This window comes from Salegentibacter echinorum (assembly GCF_900129445.1).
Taxonomy (GTDB): domain Bacteria; phylum Bacteroidota; class Bacteroidia; order Flavobacteriales; family Flavobacteriaceae; genus Salegentibacter; species Salegentibacter echinorum.
Genome location: NZ_FQVT01000004.1, coordinates 38,158 through 55,447 on the forward strand (window position 1 = coordinate 38,158; position 17,290 = coordinate 55,447).

A 17,290-nucleotide genomic window follows, 5' to 3' on the forward strand; every position below is an offset into this window, starting at 1 on the left:
ACAACGAGTTTTTTATTCCTGTTCTTTTAAACTTTTTAATACGCTGCTTCGCACTACTTCTGCGGTGATTCCGAATAAAACGTGGGCAAACAATTCGTTTAATTGCATTTTAATGGGAACATCTATGGGTTTTGGCTCAAGTCCTAAAATAGGCAGGGAAGTTTCGTGGGTGGTGATCCAGGTGGAACTACCCAGTATAATTCCGGCTTTAATGTCCAATTTCTCATCATCTCTCTTGCTATAACCATAAGCAGCACCTACGCTAGCACCAATCGGGAAATTTACCAACTGTTCGGCCAGTTCTTCATTTTGAACACTTACCGGGGAACCGGTTATTTTGGTAGAAAGGTCATCTACAATCTCAAGTTGTGCAGATTTTTGCTCAACTTCCCTTACCGGTAAAAAATGTTCTACAAGGCTTTTAATAGCTGTACCGGCGAGTCCGCCAATGATACCTGCCAATAAACCTTTGCCTGCGGCCGAAGAAAAAGAATCTTTTTGCATTAAAGTCTGTACATTCATCTTAGTAAATTTTTAAAGTGCCAGAAGTTATAGGTTTAATTAGCTGGCGGGATTAAAACTATCAATTATCGTATTTTTGAGCAATTGTTTTAACAAGGATTTAGCAGCAAGAATTTAAAATTTGGTAAATTTGGGTATGGCACAAAAACTAAACACCGCATTGTTACAAGTGAATCTCAAATGGGAAGATGCCCAGGAGAACCGAAGCTTATTTTCGAAAGAAATAAAGGCGCTTTCTGAAGATATCGATCTAATAATTCTTCCGGAAATGTTTACCACCGGCTTTAGTATGAATGCATCAGAATTGGCTGAGGAAACCGATGGCCTTAGTTTACAATGGATGCGCGAAATGGCGAAACTTAAAGACGCCGCCGTTACCGGAAGCGTGATTATTACAGAAAATGGCAAGTATTATAACAGGCTATTTTTTGTTTTTCCCAATGGTAGCTATAAAACTTACGATAAACGTCACGCTTTTAGTTTTGCAAAAGAAGATGAAACCTTTACCGAAGGGAAAGAGCGTTTAATTGTAACATATAAAGGCTGGAAGATTTGTCCGCTAATTTGTTATGACCTTCGTTTCCCCGTTTTCTCCAGAAATACCGAAGATTATGATTTATTGATTTATGTAGCTAACTGGCCGAGCAAACGTGTGTTTGCCTGGGACAATCTCTTAAGGGCCAGGGCTATTGAAAATATGAGTTATTGCATTGGCGTAAACCGAACTGGAAAAGATGGCGATGGCTATGAATATAACGGACACACTGCCGCTTATGATGCACTTGGTCAAAACATCACCGAACTAAACCTGGAAAAGCCTTTTGTTAAAGAAATAGTTCTTGAAAAAGCTCATATAAGTGAAACCCGTGGAAAGTTTAAATTTTTACAGGATCGCGATGATTTTATTTTAAAATAAAATTTTCGTTCATATCCCAATTAGACCGTACCTGTATGGTGTCGTTATAATACTGGATCTCTTCCGGTTGTTGTTTTTCTAAATAATTTCCGGTATCCCATTTTCCGTTAGCGTTATCATCATAAATAACCCTAATGAGGTATTTTGCCGGTTTTAAAAATCTAAAATGAAAACTGTTTTCTCCATTAGAAACTTTTTCTGCCTGTAATTCTCCTTTCTCATTAGAAAGTTGAACGAGGATGGGATATTTTTTTACGTTTTGCAATCGTAAAATAATACTACCATATTCTGAGTAAGCTTTGGTGCTAAGGCTTTGCCTAATCGTATCATTGGTTTCTTCAAAAAGATCTGTGACTGCTCCCGGCAGAGCCAATACCTGGTATTTGGCACTTTCCTCTTTCTCAAAGGAAATGATAATTTCGTTTTCAAGCCTGCGCATTTTTGTCGTGAAAGGGACCAAAACAGAATCTTTGTCTCTAATTGTTATAAAATCTTCATCAAAACTTGTGATTGGCGTATTGGCTTTCAATTTAAAATCCTGGGCAAATTCAATATTCCCGGTGGGTTCAGTAGTGACCCGTAAGGAGTCCCTATCGGCTTTAGAAATTTTGGTAAATAACGTATCGCGTCGTTGCGGGCTTACCACTTCAAAAGAAAGACTGTCAGTTTCAGGTCTAATGTTGTACCAATAATAAAGGGTGTCTGTTTTCTCATCTTTTACGATCCTGGATTTATATCCGGCAGGTTTTGGAGTGAGTAGATTAATTTTAACACTATCTACTCCTTTCTTCCCTTCATAACCAAAAAGTATTTGATTGCCTTTTAATAACTTAGGGCGTTTAGGTTCAAAAGCCAAATTTTCTTTAAATAGGGTTAATTGATAAGTGCTGTCTGTAGGTAACGTAATATAATCTTCTAAAAAAGCTATTTTTTCATTCTTAGGATTAAAAAGATAATTGTCATTTTTATCTTCTATGGCCAGCATTTGGTAAGTCCCTTCTTTAAGGTTTTCCAATTTAAAATTAACGCTGCTATCTAAGGTATAAGTAATATATCTTGGGGTCTCCTTATAAACCAGGGAATCTGAAAAAGTGCTATCTACAGGATATAAGAAAATGGAAATAAATTCGGCAGGAGCTTTTAGATAAGCATCCTTAACATTACCCGAAACCGATAAAGAATCCAGGTAATCCCCGGTAGAAAAAACATATTTAAAATAAGGTAAGGGATTACCTTCATTGTTATCAACAATACTTTTACCAAAATTAATCGTGTACGTAGTATTTTCCTGTAATGAATCCAGGTTCTCTATCATTACATCTTTACGGGCCGTTCCCATAGGCATAATGCTGGGACGGGGTTCTATGGGAGGGGAAATCACGATTTGCTGCCGCGCATCTTCCAGTTTTATATATTCGTTAAAAAAGATCCTAATCTCATTTGCGCTAAAATTGGTATTGTAATTTTCAGGATTTGCCCTAATAAACTTTGGTGGCTCTTCATCCTCGGGACCACCTTCTGGCATCCCTTTTTTAGCACATTGCACACATAAAAGTAGTAGCGCAGCAACGATGATTATACCTGGAGTTCGTTTTAGCATAATTATAAAATGAAATAGAAAGACAAAGAAACAATTATTTTAGGTTTTTTGGTAGCTACATTCTTTTGTTTCTTATTTAAACGGAACCAGTAAATTTATAAAGTGCAGAAAATGCTCATTATTTTTTATTTCTGAAAGAATAAAATTTTCCGGTGAGTTGTAATTAAGTTTTTTCTCCTTTAGTCTTAGCGTCCATATTTCTCCTTCAATGTGTAATAGCCATCGTTGCGATACTCAGTTTAGTGTTTTTGATAGTCAATAATTTATTTCCGCAGGCTTCTAAAGTAGCCCCGGTAGTCACGAGATCATCTACCAATAGAATATGACGGTTTTCTAATTTCTGCCTGTTTTTTAACATGAAAGTTTCTTCCAGCATTCCCCATCTTCCAACGCGTTTTTTTAAAGTTTGCGTTAGGGAAGATGATTTTTTTACCAATACATCGTCAATATATGTTGCGTTTAGACTACTGGCCAGTTCTTTTCCGAAGCCGGCCACCTGGTTAAATCCTCTAGTTTTTAATTTTTTGCGATGTAAAGGCACCGGTACTACACAATCTACTTCTCTAAAATTGGAGCAATAGGCTAGTTCTTCGCTTAACCAACGTCCCAGAAAAGCGGAAACTTCTTCCTGTTTTCGGTATTTTAAGTTGTGAATTAAATATTGTACAAGACCTTTTTTACCAAAATAAAGTAGTGAAGTTGCATTTTCCAGGGAAAGTCGGGCATCAAATACTTTTTTAGTCGCATTTTCGTTATCATTGTGGTAACCGGTAAGGGGGAGCTGATGCAAACAAAGCGTACATATTACAGCTTCATGCTTTAATAAAGGTTTATCACAGCAATTACAAATTTGCGGATAGAACAAATTGAGTAAATCGTGAAACATTTGTTAAGTTATTACCTGTTACCTTCCGAAAATCCTAAATTTACAAAACAAATACTTATATGATGACCGAAAAGAAAAACAATACCGCGCTTAAAATTTTAACCGGGGTTTTAGCAGTAGCACTACTGGCTTTGGGTATCTACACAATTAAATTTTATAACGAAGAAAAGGAAAATAAAGCCATTCTCACCAAAGAAAAAGCAGTGATAGAGGATGAGCTCAATGATTTAATTGTAAAATATGATGAGGCGATTGATGAAAATGAAATTATGGATCAAAATCTGGTTGATGCCCGGGCGAGGATAGACAGGTTGCTGGATTCAGTAAAAGATAATGAAGCTAATATTGTTCTAATTTCTCGGTATAGAAGGGAAATTGGCAATCTAAAAGCCGAAAAGGAACGTTTGTTTAGAGTGGTTGATAGCTTAAACCGCCAAAACCAAATGATGTCCCAAACTTTAGACAGTACCAATGTAGTTTTAGAAGAACGAACAAAATTATCAGATTCGTTACAAACTACCAATCAGGATCTTGCCAATAAAGTAGATAGAGCTTCGCAACTAAAAATTACAAGTTTACGTGGGGAAGGAGTGATAGTTCGCAATAGCGGAAAACTGATTGTAAATGATCGAACCAGGCGTATAGATCAAATTAGGGCTTGCTTTACCATAAGTGCCAATGATCTTGCCGGCCCTGGAGAACGCAATATGTATGTACAGGTTTATAACCCAGACAATGAACTGGTGGGAGATCAAATAGTGGTGCAGCATGAAGGCGGGCCAATGGTTTACAGCGCATCTTCTAAGGTGTACTACGAAAATAATGAGTTAGATGTATGTATTCTTTCTAATACTGCTGAAGACAAATTGAAAGAAGGAACCTATAAAGTGTATGTTTATGCTGAAGCCAATCTTCTGGGGACAGCTTCTTTTAATCTTAGGTAATCAATAATAGTAGGTTTAAGAAGAAAAATTGACCAATTTTTCTTATGTTTATAGATTAATTAAACAGTAAAAAAATAATCATCCTTTATAGTGAAAGGATAAAAATAATTTTGAAGTCCGCGCTAATGCTTTTTAGCGCGGTTTTTCTATTTTTGTGATATGGCAAAACAAGAAGATTTTTTTAAAAATGTAATATCCCATGCTAAAGAGTATGGGTATATTTTTGCGTCTAGTGAAATCTACGACGGACTTAGCGCGGTTTATGATTACGGACAAAATGGAGCCGAACTCAAAAAAAACATCAAAGATTACTGGTGGAAAAGTATGGTGCAATTGCACCAGAATATTGTGGGCCTGGATGCCGCGATATTAATGCATCCTACCACCTGGAAAGCTTCCGGGCACGTAGATGCTTTTAATGATCCTTTAATTGATAACAAGGACTCCAAGAAGCGTTACCGGGCCGATGTTTTAGTAGAAGATCACGCTGAAAAAATCAACCAGAAGGCACAAAAAGAGATTAAAAAAGCGAAAAAACGCTTTGGGGATAAGTTTGATGAAGAAGAGTTTGTAAACACCAATCCCAGGGTGATTCGTTATAAAAAAGAAGAAAAAGAAATACTTGAACGCCTGGCAAAATCCCTCACCGATGAAGATTTGGCAGATGTAAAGGCTTTAATTGAAGAGCTTGAAATCGCCTGTCCCGAGACCGGTTCTAAAAACTGGACAGATGTAAAGCAATTTAACCTCATGTTTGGGACAAAGTTAGGAGCATCGGCAGATAGTGCTACAGATCTTTTTTTACGTCCCGAAACTGCCCAGGGTATTTTTGTGAATTTCTCTAATGTGCAGAAAACCGGACGAATGAAGATTCCCTTCGGAATTGCCCAAATAGGGAAAGCCTTTAGAAATGAAATTGTAGCGCGCCAATTTATTTTCCGCCAGCGGGAATTTGAACAAATGGAGATGCAATTTTTTGTACGCCCCGGGGAAGAACTAAAATGGTTTGAGCATTGGAAAGAAACTCGACAAAAATGGCATTCTTCTTTAGGACTGGGTGAAGAAAAATACCGTTTTCACGATCATGAGAAAATGGCGCACTATGCTAATGCTGCTACAGATATAGAGTTTGACTTTCCTTTTGGGTTTAAAGAATTGGAAGGAATTCATTCCCGAACAGATTTCGATTTAAAAGCACACGAAGAACATTCTGGGAAGAAATTACGTTTCTATGATCCTGAAATGAAAGAGAATTATGTGCCTTATGTAATTGAAACTTCCATAGGTTTAGATCGTATGTTCCTCGCTGTATTTTCAGGTTCTCTAAAGGAAGAAGAACTGGAAGACGGAAAAACCAGAACAGTTTTAAAACTACCGGCAGTGATAGCCCCAACCAAAGCAGCCGTGCTTCCATTAGTGAAGAAAGATGGTTTGCCAGAGCTTGCTAACGAAATTGTTGAGGAATTAAAATGGGATTTTAGAGTTCAGTATGATGAAAAAGATGCGATTGGCCGTAGGTACCGTCGCCAGGATGCTGCGGGAACACCATTGTGTATCACTGTAGATCACGATTCTTTGGAAGACAAGAAAGTAACGATTCGTTACCGGGACACTATGGAGCAAAAACGAGTAGCGATTTCAGAATTAAAAGAACTTATTCAACAAGAAATAGATTTTAAACATTGGTTAAAAAAGTGATTTTTTGGCTAATTAGTTATAGCAATTCTCTGAATTTTTAGAATGTATTTTTTAGATAAAGTGGAGCGATTAAGTAATTAGTCGCTCCTTTTTTATTGAATAATATTTTGCTTCTTCAGTGACAATTTTTATAGCATTAATAAGGAAATGTAGTATTCCGTTTCCATTAGCAATATCGCTAAAAATCCAAAACCCGAGATAATTTTCAACGGAACAAGGTGGAATAAGTTTAGTTTGTTTATTTTTAAAACATCATAGCTTTGAACATCTTGGAATGAAACACTATTATCTTCTTTTAATCTTTATTTTTGGGTTCTTTATTACAGCTTTCGGACAGGACAGAGAAAGCTCCGGGCCTGTGCATATAGACTCTGCCAGGGTAGTACCCTCGTTTTCCATGACAAAACGAAAAATAATTCCGCCTTCCAAAAAGTTTAAAATATACAATCCGCGGAATAGAGGGATAAACAAGATAGTTCCGGGAAAAGGGCTACCTAAAACCAAAGATGAGGCTATTCAAACAAAAATGGGGGAAATCCCCCTAAAATCACCAAAATTTACTTTCGAAGCTGTTTCTACCCAGGCAACTCCTACAGATCCCACCGGATCGGCAGGTCCCAATCATTACGTAAATGGATGGAATTCGGCATTTTCAATTTTCGATAAATCCGGAAAACAAATTTTACCACCTAGTTCCCTGGCTAGTATTGGTGGTGAATTCACTAATGAAACTTTAGGCGATCCCATTATTCTATACGATGAATTTGCCGATCGCTTTATCATCTCTCAATTTAGCGATACGCCAGAAAGTTTTCTCGTCGCTATTTCACAAGGCCCAAATCCTGTTACAGACGGTTGGTACACTTATAGGTTTACTACCAATGGTGTTTTACCAGATTATCCCAAGATCTCGGTGTGGGGAGATGCTTATTATATTACTACTAATAAATCTTCAAAAACCGCTTCTGAGAGTCCCGTGGTTTATGCAATTGAACGTGATGCGATCCTGGCAGGTAAAACAGCCAAATTTCTGTCTTTTCCTTTGCCCGGGATTAGAACCAACGGCTTCTACAGTCCGGCGGGCTTCTCTGGAATCGGTGAAAATATTCCACCGCGTGGCAATTCGCCTATCGTTTATTTACAGGACGACGCCTGGGCAGGGGTAAATGAAGATCATTTAAAAATTTGGTTAATTAATGTAGATTGGAATAATCCTGAAAACTCTAACATTGCTGAGTCACAAGAGCTGGCAAGTGCAGAAGGTGTGAGTGCCTTTACAGCGACTTTTGATGGTGGTGCATTTTCCAATCTTTCCCAGCCGGGGGACGATACGCCAGATGTTGATGTGCTACAGGCCACTATGATGTATATGACAACCTATCGGAAATTTCCTAATTATAATTCGGTGGTTATGAATTTTGTAGTAGACATAGATCCAACCGCTGCAGAACACGCGGCGATTCGTTGGTATGAATTGAGACAGCGACAAGATGGTGGTCCCTGGGAGGTATATCAGGAAGGGACTTATGCTCCAGATAACAGCGATCGTTTTAGCGCCAGTATTGGTATGGATGCCAATGGAAATATAGCCATGGGCTATACCGTTCTAAATGACAATCCTGCTAACCCCGTTTTTCCATCGCTGCGTTATACCGGGAGGTATGCGGACGATCCCGTTGGAGTGATGACCTTTGAGGAGCAAAGTATAGTTGAAGGCGAAAGTCCCAATCCCAACACGAGGTATGGTGATTATTCTCACCTTAGCGTAGATGCAGACGACGGACTCACCTTTTGGTATAATGGTGAGTATTTTGTTGGGACCCTTAGAAAAAACCGGGTAGGGGTGTTTAAACTTGCCCCCGATTTTGATAACGATTTAGGGATAGTAAGTCTGGTAGCGCCAAACAACTCCAGTCTTAGTGCCAATGAAGCACTCACTGTAAAGATTCGAAATTTTGGACGTAATGCGCAATCAGGTTTTGAGGTGAGTTATCGTTTGGATAATGGAGCAGAAGTAACCGAAACTTTTACTAAAAGTATTCCGGCTACGAGTGCCGTAGAGTTTACTTTTTCTGAAAAATTAGATCTTTCGGAAGTTGGAGAAACTTATAATTTTCAATTTTACACCAGTCTTAAGAATGATGCTAATAGAGAGAATGATACTTTAGTTAAGAAGATTAAGAACCTGCCGCCAAAAGATATAGGAGTCACTTCTATTGACGCCCCGCAAACCGAAGAAAATTTAGGTACTTCTGAAGAAATTACCGTAAGTATAGAGAATTTTGGTGGAGAACCACAAGAAGATTTTACGGTTTTCTATCAAATAGGAAACAATGCGCCAATAACTGAGACTTTTACTGAAAGCCTACCGGTAGGGGGGATTGTCGTTTATACTTTTAATCAAACTGCAGATATTTCACCCTCGGGGAGTTATGAAATCACTGCAGGCACCAGGTTAGAGAATGATTTTGATCCTACCAATGATAATACTGTAAAAAGTGTGGCCAATTTAGATTGTATTCCAGAGGGCGCCGATTGTAGTTTTGGTGACGGCATTGCTTTTTTCGAGCTAAATGAAATTTTAAATGAGCGTATTCCTTGCGGTAACGGTTATGCAGATTTTATTGATTTAACTGCAAATCTAGATAGGTCTAAAAGTAATTTTACGGTTTCACTACAATCCCTATTTGGAGAAACCACGAAACCTAATGATGAAAAATTTTCGCTGTGGATAGACCTTAATGATGATGCTGTTTTTAGCGAAGACGAGCTTTTAATTAATGCTGAAGTAATTCCAGAGGCGAATACCTGGTTCTCTTATGAGTTTAGTCTGCCACAAGACGCAAAATTAGGGCAACATTTATTGCGCATTAGGGCTGGTGATACCAGTTATGATGGCGATTTAAACAATCCCTGTGAAGTTATGGAATATGGTACAACGCATGATTATTCGGTAAATATCACCGATTCAACATTAGATATTGAAGACTTTATTTTAGAGGAAGCAGAACTGGTTGTGGTTTCTGGGAAGAACAAACAGTTTAGGATTATCATGGAAACCGATTATGAGGAAACCTTAAGAATTACTGTTCACGATATTTTGGGCCAGAAATTATTAGAAAATCAGGTGGAAAATAATGGTTCCGGTTATGTTTATGAACTCGATATGTCATACGCCGCCCGGGGTGTTTATCTTGTTAGGGTTGGAACCAGGAAAGTAGGAAAAGTAAAGCGCTTTATAGTAAAATAAATAGATTGAAAACTCAGGAATTTATAGACCGCGTAGAAGAGCTTAGTATAAAATTTAGCCGAGAATTTGGTCATTGTGATCTTGCTACACTAAATTTTAAGCCCGATGAAAAATCCTGGAGTATTGCTCAGATCCTGGCTCATTTAATAAAAGTAAACGAATCTTATTTTCCTTTATTTACGCAGCTTCAGGAGGGGAAATATTCGCTTCCTGTAACCGGAAGAATAGGATTCGTGGTAAATTTCTTCGGAAAAACGCTCTTAAAGTCGGTACAACCGGAAACAAAAAAGAAATCCAGCACTGTCCCGGGTTGGAAACCTGCAAAAGAAACATTTTCAGAAGAAATATTGATTGAGTTTAACGAAGTTCAGGAAGCTTTGAAGAATCATATTGAGAATTCTGAAGTTCTGCTTCATCAAAAAGCAATCATCTCATCCCCGGCCAATAAGTTTATTGTCTATCGTTTAGAAACGGCTTTTCAAATTTTAGTGGCACACGAAGAACGTCATTTTCAGCAAGCCAAAAGAGTACTTGAAATTGAGCAATCCCACTTGTAAATCTTAGTTTTAGCCTTATTTTTGGGGAAAATTGATTTTTAATGAAGATTATTTCCTACAACGTAAACGGAATTAGGGCAGCTGTAAGAAAAGGCTTTTTAGATTGGGTACAACAGGCGAATCCAGATGTGGTTTGTCTTCAGGAGATAAAAGCCCAACCCGAACAGCTAAATCTGGACGAATTTGAAGAAGCCGGTTATCCTTATCACTACTGGTACCCCGCGCAAAAGAAAGGTTATAGCGGCGTGGCGATTTTAAGCAAACATAAGCCTTTGCATATAGAATATGGCACCGGCATAGATTATATGGATTTTGAAGGCCGTACAATCCGTGCCGATTTTGAGGATTTTTCGGTGATAAGTTTGTATTTACCCTCGGGTACTAATATCGCACGTTTGGAACATAAACTGCAGTTTATGGATGATTTTCAGCAATATATAGACAATTTAAAACAAGATTTCCCCAATTTAATAATTTCAGGAGATTATAACATTTGTCATGAGGCCATAGATATTCACGATCCTGTTAGGCTTAAAAACACATCGGGATTCCTGCCGGTAGAGCGCAAATGGATCGATAATTTTATGAAAAGCGGCTTTATAGATTCTTTTAGGCATTTTAATAAAGAAGGCGATAACTATTCGTGGTGGAGTTACCGCGCCAATGCCCGCAACAATAACAAAGGCTGGCGTATAGATTATAATTTGGTTGCTGAGCCGTTACAAGAAAAACTAAAACGCGCCGTTATATTACCGGAAGCAAAACACAGCGATCATTGTCCTGTTTTGGTAGAATTGGCTTCCGAATTTTAATCGCGGGGCGATAGACAGAGATTTAATTTGCGGGGTATGCTTTATAGTTTTATGAATACCGACTTATATTAAAAATGAACAAGATGAGAAAATTAGGTGTTTTAATGATTTCAGGAGTTTTTATGTTGAACTCCTGTGTTTCTCCTAAAGATTATAAATCCCTGGAAGGGAGGCACGCCGATTTAAAAAGGGAAAATCGAGATTTGCAGGCCGATATGGAAAAATATAAAAACCTGGAGGAGGATTTTTCTAATTTAGAAGAAGACTATAAAGCGGCAGCCGCAGAACGGGACCGTTTAAAAGATGAGCTAGCAAGTACGGAGAGAAGCTATAAAAACCTGAAAAATTCTTATGATGCTTTAGAGGAAAACAGTTCTGCCGCTATTTCAGAGAATTCCCGGCAAAATAGGGAGTTACTGGCACAGCTGGAAGAAAAGGAAGAGGCTTTATCTAAAGAGCAGGAACGATTAGAAAAGCTTAAACGCGATTTGGAAGCTCGGTCTAAAAGAGTTGATGAGTTAGAAAGCCTTATCGCTGCCAAAGATGCTAAAATGAACGCTTTAAAAGACGCGATTTCCAAAGCTTTAACCAATTTTGAAGGCAAAGGTTTAACCGTAGAACAGCGGGATGGCAAAGTGTATGTTTCTATGGAAAATAAATTACTGTTCAGCTCGGGCAGCTGGGCGGTAAATGCTGAAGGTAGGCAGGCAGTAAAGCAATTAGGGCAGGTTTTAGCGCAAAATTCAGACATTGCGGTTTTAATTGAAGGTCATACCGATAATGTACCCTATAACGGAAGCGGAGCACTAAAAGATAATTGGGACCTTTCTACCAAAAGAGCGACGTCTATCGTTCAAATATTAAAAGAGAACAATAATATAGATCCGCAAAACCTTACCGCCGCCGGTCGCGGGGAATATGCACCGGTGGCAACTAATGAAACAGCTGCGGGACGGGCAAAAAACCGAAGAATTGAGGTGATTTTAACACCAAAATTGGATGAGGTTACTAAATTGCTAAACGAAGAATAATATTAATAATTGCTGAAGAAAAATTAATGAAATACACCAGCCTTCCCAACACCGATATTAAAGTTAGTAAAATTTGCCTGGGAACCATGACCTGGGGACAACAGAATACTGAAGCCGAAGGTCATGCACAAATAGATTTTGCCCGCGAAAAAGGAATAAATTTTTTAGATACGGCAGAGATGTATGCCGTGCCGGCTAAAGCCGAAACCCAGGGCCGCACCGAAGAAATTATTGGCACCTGGTTTAAGAGAACAGGGAAAAGGGAAGATGTAGTGTTGGCTTCAAAAGTGGCCGGTCCCAGTGAAGGAATGAAGCATATTCGCGAGAACCTGGGCTTCACGAAAGAAGGCATTAGGGATGCCTTGCATAAAAGTTTAAAGCGACTACAAACCAATTATATTGACCTGTATCAATTGCACTGGCCCGAGCGAAATAGTAATTTCTTTGGAAAAAGAGGTTATGAGCACAAGCCAGATGAAGCCTGGGAAGACAATTTTAAAGAAGTTTTGGAAACTTTAGATCATTTTATAAAACAGGGAAAAATACGACAAGTTGGACTTTCTAATGAATCTCCCTTTGGAGTGATGCGGTTTCTGGAAGAGGCGAGAAAACACAATCTTCCAAAAATGATTACCGTACAGAATCCCTATAATTTAATTAACAGAAAGGATGAAATTGGTCTTACCGAAGTCTTACACCGCGAGAAGATAGGTTTGTTTCCCTATTCCCCGCTGGGAATGGGCACTTTAAGTGGAAAGCACTTAAACGGGGTTGTGGAAAACTCGAGATTAGGTTTGTTTCCGCAGTATAAGAGATACTCTGGTGAACAGGCGGTAAAAGCAACCAGGGCGTATAGTGAAATTGCAAAAAAGCACAATCTAAATTTTGCCCAAATGTCTTTGGCGTTTGTGAATACGCGTCCTTTTGTGACCAGCAATATTATTGGAGCGACTTCTTTAGAACAACTTAAAGAAAATATTGACAGTATAAATTTAGAGCTTTCCGAAGAAATATTAAAAGAGATCAATAGCATACACGAAACTTATCCTAATCCAGCACCCTAATTTATAGATTCCTGTGACAGTGGATTTTGGAATCTCACCAAACTCTCATGAATAAAAGAAGCTTGATTGTTTGAAGTTCTAATATGAAACCAATTCTTAGATTTTCCGAGAAGCTGTAAGGTGTCACCGGCCTTCGCGGTGTTTAAAATTACCGAACCAGCAGTTGTTGGTCGGTTTCTAAGATTAGCCTTACTACTGCCCACAATTAAGTGGAGAGCTGTAATTTCTGAAATAGACTGATTAGTCTCGCTTTTTTCAGTTTTGTAAACAAAGTACAAGGGGTTTATAGCACCGCCATAGCCTTTATAAATACCAAAGTGGAGATGAGGAGCGGTGGTTTTTGCGTTTCCCGTGTTCCCAACAAAACCTAAGGTGTCGCCCCGTTTTACATTTCCTGAAACATTGGCAATACTATCTAAATGGGCATAATAAAGCAATTGCCTGCGTTTGCGGTCGCGTAGCCAAACCTGTTTGCCTCCCAATCCTTTTTCCCCGGTAAAACCAATTCGACCGTCGGTGGCGGCTAATACGGGAGTGCCGCGCCTGGCAAAAATATCTATTCCCTCGTGGCTCCTGGCGCCACCGTCACGATTTGCACCCCAATAACTTTGAATATTGGCATTGTTCGCTCCACTTACCGGAAAGAGATAAGCAGGTTTTTTCTCTATTTCTATGACAAACCTGGTATGTGCTTCAATTTCAGGTTGAATGACTAGTTTGTAAGTCGCCGATTTTTCTGCTTCAAATTTTAAATTTTTCTTCTGAAAATCGGTGCCGGTAACTTTCTTAAATTCAGGAATGCTGTCATTGGTTTTTTCAAAAAGTTCAGCAAAAATTAGTTGGTTTACGGAATCGGTTTTTATACTAAGATCGAGCACTTCGCCAGGCTGTAAATGAATTTCATAAGAATAAACCGGGAAACTTTTGGGAAAGAATTTACCGGTTTCAGCATAAGGAAGCGTTACACTAACACTATCCTGAAAAGCGGTTTTAGCCGAATTCTCCCAAATCTCAAACAATTCATTTGAAATATTAAAATTGCGTTTATACTGTTCTTTTGCGGTTGGATTAGTTATAAAATCTGATGCTTTATCCAAGTGCGAACAGCCGCAGATAATCAGGGTAAATAATAAGCTTAAGGTTTTCAACTGCTTCATAGAAATTCGTTTCCAGGGAATATAAAGCAGAAATTATACCAGATATTTTCAAAATTTCAGTACGCAATAATAGTTTTCAGGTTTATTTTTTACAGCTTCAAAAGCACGCTTTTGATTACCAATTTTTATTTTCTAGAGCCTACTAATATTTCATAATCGGATTTTTTTTAATGCACTTATATACAACAAACTAAGTTTGGTCTTCACATGATCGTTGAGCAAGTAGGGAAGTTTGTTAGTCTAAGCAGGCAATTTTTACATATTATGCTTTGAAGTGAAGAGAATTCAGTTTTGGAAAAATCTTTTTGTTAAGTTTTTTAAAAATGAATGGTGTTGAACCCATAAATTGTAGATTAGTAATTTTAATTCTGTAATAAGGTTAGGTTTAAATTAATAATACTGATAAAAATATGACAAATTCAAAAATTAATATATCCGGGGAATACGTCATTAAATTTTTAGGAATTATAAGTTTAGTTTGGGTAATACTCACTTATGCTTCTGCTCTTATTTTGCCAATTTTGGTATCGGTCATCATCGCTACCTTATTGGATAAGCCCACGAAGATGATGAAAAAGTGGAAATTCCCTTCCTGGCTGGCCATTAGTATTTCTATCCTTATTACTGCTATAATCTTTATTTTATTATTTTGGTTAATTAGCTCGCAGGTAAATAATATTGCAAACGATTGGTCGGTAATACGGGAAAAGGCGATGGAGAAATTTGAGCTTTTCAGCTCCTGGATGCAAAGTAATTTTCAGGTAAATCCCAGAAAGGTTTTTAATAAAAATGTAGATTTCTTTAACCAATTGCGAACCCTCGCGCAAGGTTTTTTGTCTTCGGTTACAAACATTTTTACAAGTTCCCTTCTTGTTTTAATCTATACCATTTTGTTCTTAATGCAGAAAGATTTTTTCATCCGGTTTTTTAAAAAACTTGTTAAAAATAACAGCGGCGCCGCTAATATTTTAAAAGATTCGGCTCAAATTATTAGCGGATACCTCCTGGGTAAGGTGAAAATTATGTTTTTTCTGTTTGTAATCTATTTTATAGGATTTAAAGTAGGACAAGTTCCTTATGCCTTGTTTTTAGCGCTATTTGCGGCCTTATTTTCTATTATTCCGTATGTGGGGAATATTATTGGTGGTGGGGTTGCAGTTATTTTGTCTTATCTATATGCCGGCGCCACTCCTGCCTTAATTGTAGTTGCAGTGATTTCTGCCACTCAATTAATAGAAAATTACATTTTAACCCCCTGGATTATTGGGGACGAGATAGATTTGAATCCGTTTATTACCGTTTTTGGCGTTATTTTATTTTCCAGCCTATGGGGAATAGTTGGGGCTATCATCGCCTTGCCTATTGTGGGGGTTTTAAAAGTTGTGTTTCAACATACCGAAGGCTTAGAAGCCTATGCTTATCTATTAAAAAAGCCAAAAAAATAATAATAAAATCTAATCAAACAAATGACTTACCACATCTTCAATTTTAGCCACTTTTACCACTTTAATATTAAAATTGGCTTTTGAGATTTTACTTTGTTTTGAAACCAGGATAGCAGCAAAGCCCAGTTTCTCTGCTTCAGTAATTCGTTGTTCTACGCGGGTAACGGGTCTAATTTCTCCCGCCAGGCCAACTTCAGCAGCAAAACAAATATCTTTTTCAATAGCAATATCTTCGTTGGAGGAAAGGATGGCGGCGATAACTGCCAGGTCTATCGCGGGATCATCAACACTGATCCCGCCGGTAATATTCAAAAAAACGTCTTTAGCCCCCAATCTAAAACCTGCCCGTTTTTCTAAAACAGCCAACAACATATTAAGTCGTTTTACATTATAACCGGTAGCCGAACGTTGGGGCGTACCATAAACGGCCGTACTTACCAATGCCTGGATTTCTATCATTAATGGGCGCATTCCTTCTAAAGTCGCCGAAATTGCCGTGCCGCTTAAATCTTCATCATTTTTAGAGATAAGTATTTCGGAAGGATTGCTCACTTCCCTAAGTCCGCTGCCCTGCATTTCATAAATGCCAAGTTCGTGGGTAGAGCCAAAGCGGTTTTTGTGCGCCCGCAAAATTCTATATACGTGATTTCTATCGCCTTCAAACTGTAAAACAGTATCTACCATATGCTCCAGAACTTTGGGGCCGGCGATGCTGCCTTCTTTTGTGATATGACCAATTAAAATCACCGGGGTATTGGTTTCTTTGGCAAATTTTATCAGTTCTGCAGTGCATTCCCTAATTTGAGAAATACTACCCGGCGCGCTTTCAATATAATCGCTGTGCAGGGTTTGTATGGAATCTATAATAATCACCTCGGGCTCAATCGCTTCAATTTGCCTGAAAATATTTTGAGTTTTAGTCTCGGTAAGAATATAACAATTGGCAGCAACAGGATTAATACGCTCAGCCCGCATTTTTATTTGCTGCTGACTTTCCTCTCCTGAAACATATAAGACTTTGTAATTTAACTGAAGCGAGATTTGTAACAGCAATGTACTTTTTCCAATTCCCGGCTCCCCGCCGAGTAGAGTGAGGGAACCCGGTACGAGGCCGCCGCCCAGCACCCGGTCTAATTCATTATTGCCGGTATTCCATCGATTTTGCGGACTATTCTCAATTTCAGCAATTTTCAATGGCTTTGCGGTGCGCTTTGCTTCTTTTGCAGCCGGAGATTTCCAGTCTTTTTTATCTGGTTTTTCTATAATATCTTCTGCAATGGTATTCCATTCCCCGCAAGCGCTGCATTTTCCCTGCCATTTTGAATATTGGCTGCCACAGTTTTGACAGTAAAAAGTTGTTTTAACCTTCGCCATCTTCTATAAATCTATTTTTTGTTTTAAATCTTGA

General features: G+C 38.3%; 14 protein-coding genes. 9 read left to right on the forward strand and 5 right to left on the reverse strand.

The genetic code is table 11. The annotated features are described in order from the left end of the window. Window positions 1-12: 12 nt before the first annotated feature. Entirely contained in the window at window positions 13-522 is a 510-nt protein-coding gene (locus tag BUA71_RS08015) for a DUF1440 domain-containing protein (RefSeq protein WP_072878499.1), read from the reverse strand. A gap of 136 nt (window positions 523-658) precedes the next feature. On the opposite strand from BUA71_RS08015, the gene BUA71_RS08020 reads away from it, so the two are divergent. Further along, window positions 659-1,438 (forward strand): amidohydrolase, encoded by a 780-nt coding sequence (locus BUA71_RS08020; RefSeq protein ID WP_072878501.1) that lies wholly within the window; start codon window positions 659-661, stop codon window positions 1,436-1,438. On the opposite strand, the gene BUA71_RS08025 is transcribed toward BUA71_RS08020, so the two are convergent. Beyond that, a complete protein-coding gene (locus tag BUA71_RS08025) occupies window positions 1,425-3,038 on the reverse strand; it encodes an Ig-like domain-containing domain (protein ID WP_072878503.1) in 1,614 nt (537 codons plus the stop codon). The two genes, BUA71_RS08020 and BUA71_RS08025, sit on opposite strands and share 14 nt — an antisense overlap. A 205-nt stretch (window positions 3,039-3,243) precedes the next feature. Further along, window positions 3,244-3,924: a ComF family protein gene (locus tag BUA71_RS08030; protein WP_072878505.1), complete on the reverse strand. Its 681-nt coding sequence runs from the start codon at window positions 3,922-3,924 to the stop codon at window positions 3,244-3,246. A 59-nt stretch (window positions 3,925-3,983) separates the two neighbouring features. Between BUA71_RS08030 and BUA71_RS08035 the strand changes: the two genes are divergently transcribed. The 7 genes from BUA71_RS08035 (at window position 3,984) to BUA71_RS08065 (ending at window position 13,280) form a co-directional block, all read left to right on the forward strand. Beyond that, complete coding sequence (locus BUA71_RS08035; RefSeq protein WP_083572060.1) at window positions 3,984-4,868, forward strand: hypothetical protein; 885 nt, start codon at window positions 3,984-3,986, stop codon at window positions 4,866-4,868. 159 nt (window positions 4,869-5,027) lie between these two features. Continuing rightward, on the forward strand, window positions 5,028-6,566 hold the full coding sequence (locus BUA71_RS08040) for a glycine--tRNA ligase (protein WP_072878509.1): 1,539 nt from the start codon (window positions 5,028-5,030) through the stop codon (window positions 6,564-6,566). Window positions 6,567-6,840: 274 nt separating this feature from the next. Beyond that, the gene (locus BUA71_RS08045; RefSeq protein WP_072878511.1) at window positions 6,841-9,816 is read left to right on the forward strand and encodes a T9SS type A sorting domain-containing protein; all 2,976 of its coding nucleotides are present in this window, start codon (window positions 6,841-6,843) and stop codon (window positions 9,814-9,816) included. A 5-nt stretch (window positions 9,817-9,821) separates the two neighbouring features. Continuing rightward, window positions 9,822-10,373, forward strand: coding sequence for a DinB family protein (locus BUA71_RS08050; protein WP_072878513.1), 552 nt, complete (start codon window positions 9,822-9,824; stop codon window positions 10,371-10,373). 41 nt (window positions 10,374-10,414) lie between these two features. After that, window positions 10,415-11,185 carry an exodeoxyribonuclease III gene (locus tag BUA71_RS08055; protein WP_072878515.1) on the forward strand — a complete coding sequence of 257 codons (771 nt, stop codon included), beginning with the start codon at window positions 10,415-10,417 and terminating at the stop codon, window positions 11,183-11,185. A gap of 74 nt (window positions 11,186-11,259) precedes the next feature. Then, window positions 11,260-12,216 carry an OmpA/MotB family protein gene (locus tag BUA71_RS08060; RefSeq protein WP_072878517.1) on the forward strand — a complete coding sequence of 319 codons (957 nt, stop codon included), beginning with the start codon at window positions 11,260-11,262 and terminating at the stop codon, window positions 12,214-12,216. Between the two features lie 26 nt (window positions 12,217-12,242). Further along, on the forward strand, window positions 12,243-13,280 hold the full coding sequence (locus BUA71_RS08065) for an NADP(H)-dependent aldo-keto reductase (protein WP_072878518.1): 1,038 nt from the start codon (window positions 12,243-12,245) through the stop codon (window positions 13,278-13,280). Here BUA71_RS08065 and BUA71_RS08070 read toward each other — a convergent pair. After that, a complete protein-coding gene (locus BUA71_RS08070) occupies window positions 13,277-14,437 on the reverse strand; it encodes a M23 family metallopeptidase (protein WP_072878520.1) in 1,161 nt (386 codons plus the stop codon). The two genes, BUA71_RS08065 and BUA71_RS08070, sit on opposite strands and share 4 nt — an antisense overlap. A 410-nt stretch (window positions 14,438-14,847) precedes the next feature. Here BUA71_RS08070 and BUA71_RS08075 point away from each other — a divergent pair, with 410 nt between their 5' ends. After that, window positions 14,848-15,882, forward strand: a complete 1,035-nt coding sequence (locus BUA71_RS08075) for an AI-2E family transporter (protein ID WP_072878521.1) — start codon at window positions 14,848-14,850, stop codon at window positions 15,880-15,882. Window positions 15,883-15,891: 9 nt separating this feature from the next. On the opposite strand, the gene radA is transcribed toward BUA71_RS08075, so the two are convergent. Beyond that, window positions 15,892-17,256, reverse strand: a complete 1,365-nt coding sequence (radA, locus tag BUA71_RS08080) for a DNA repair protein RadA (RefSeq protein ID WP_072878522.1) — start codon at window positions 17,254-17,256, stop codon at window positions 15,892-15,894. Window positions 17,257-17,290 lie beyond the last annotated feature (34 nt).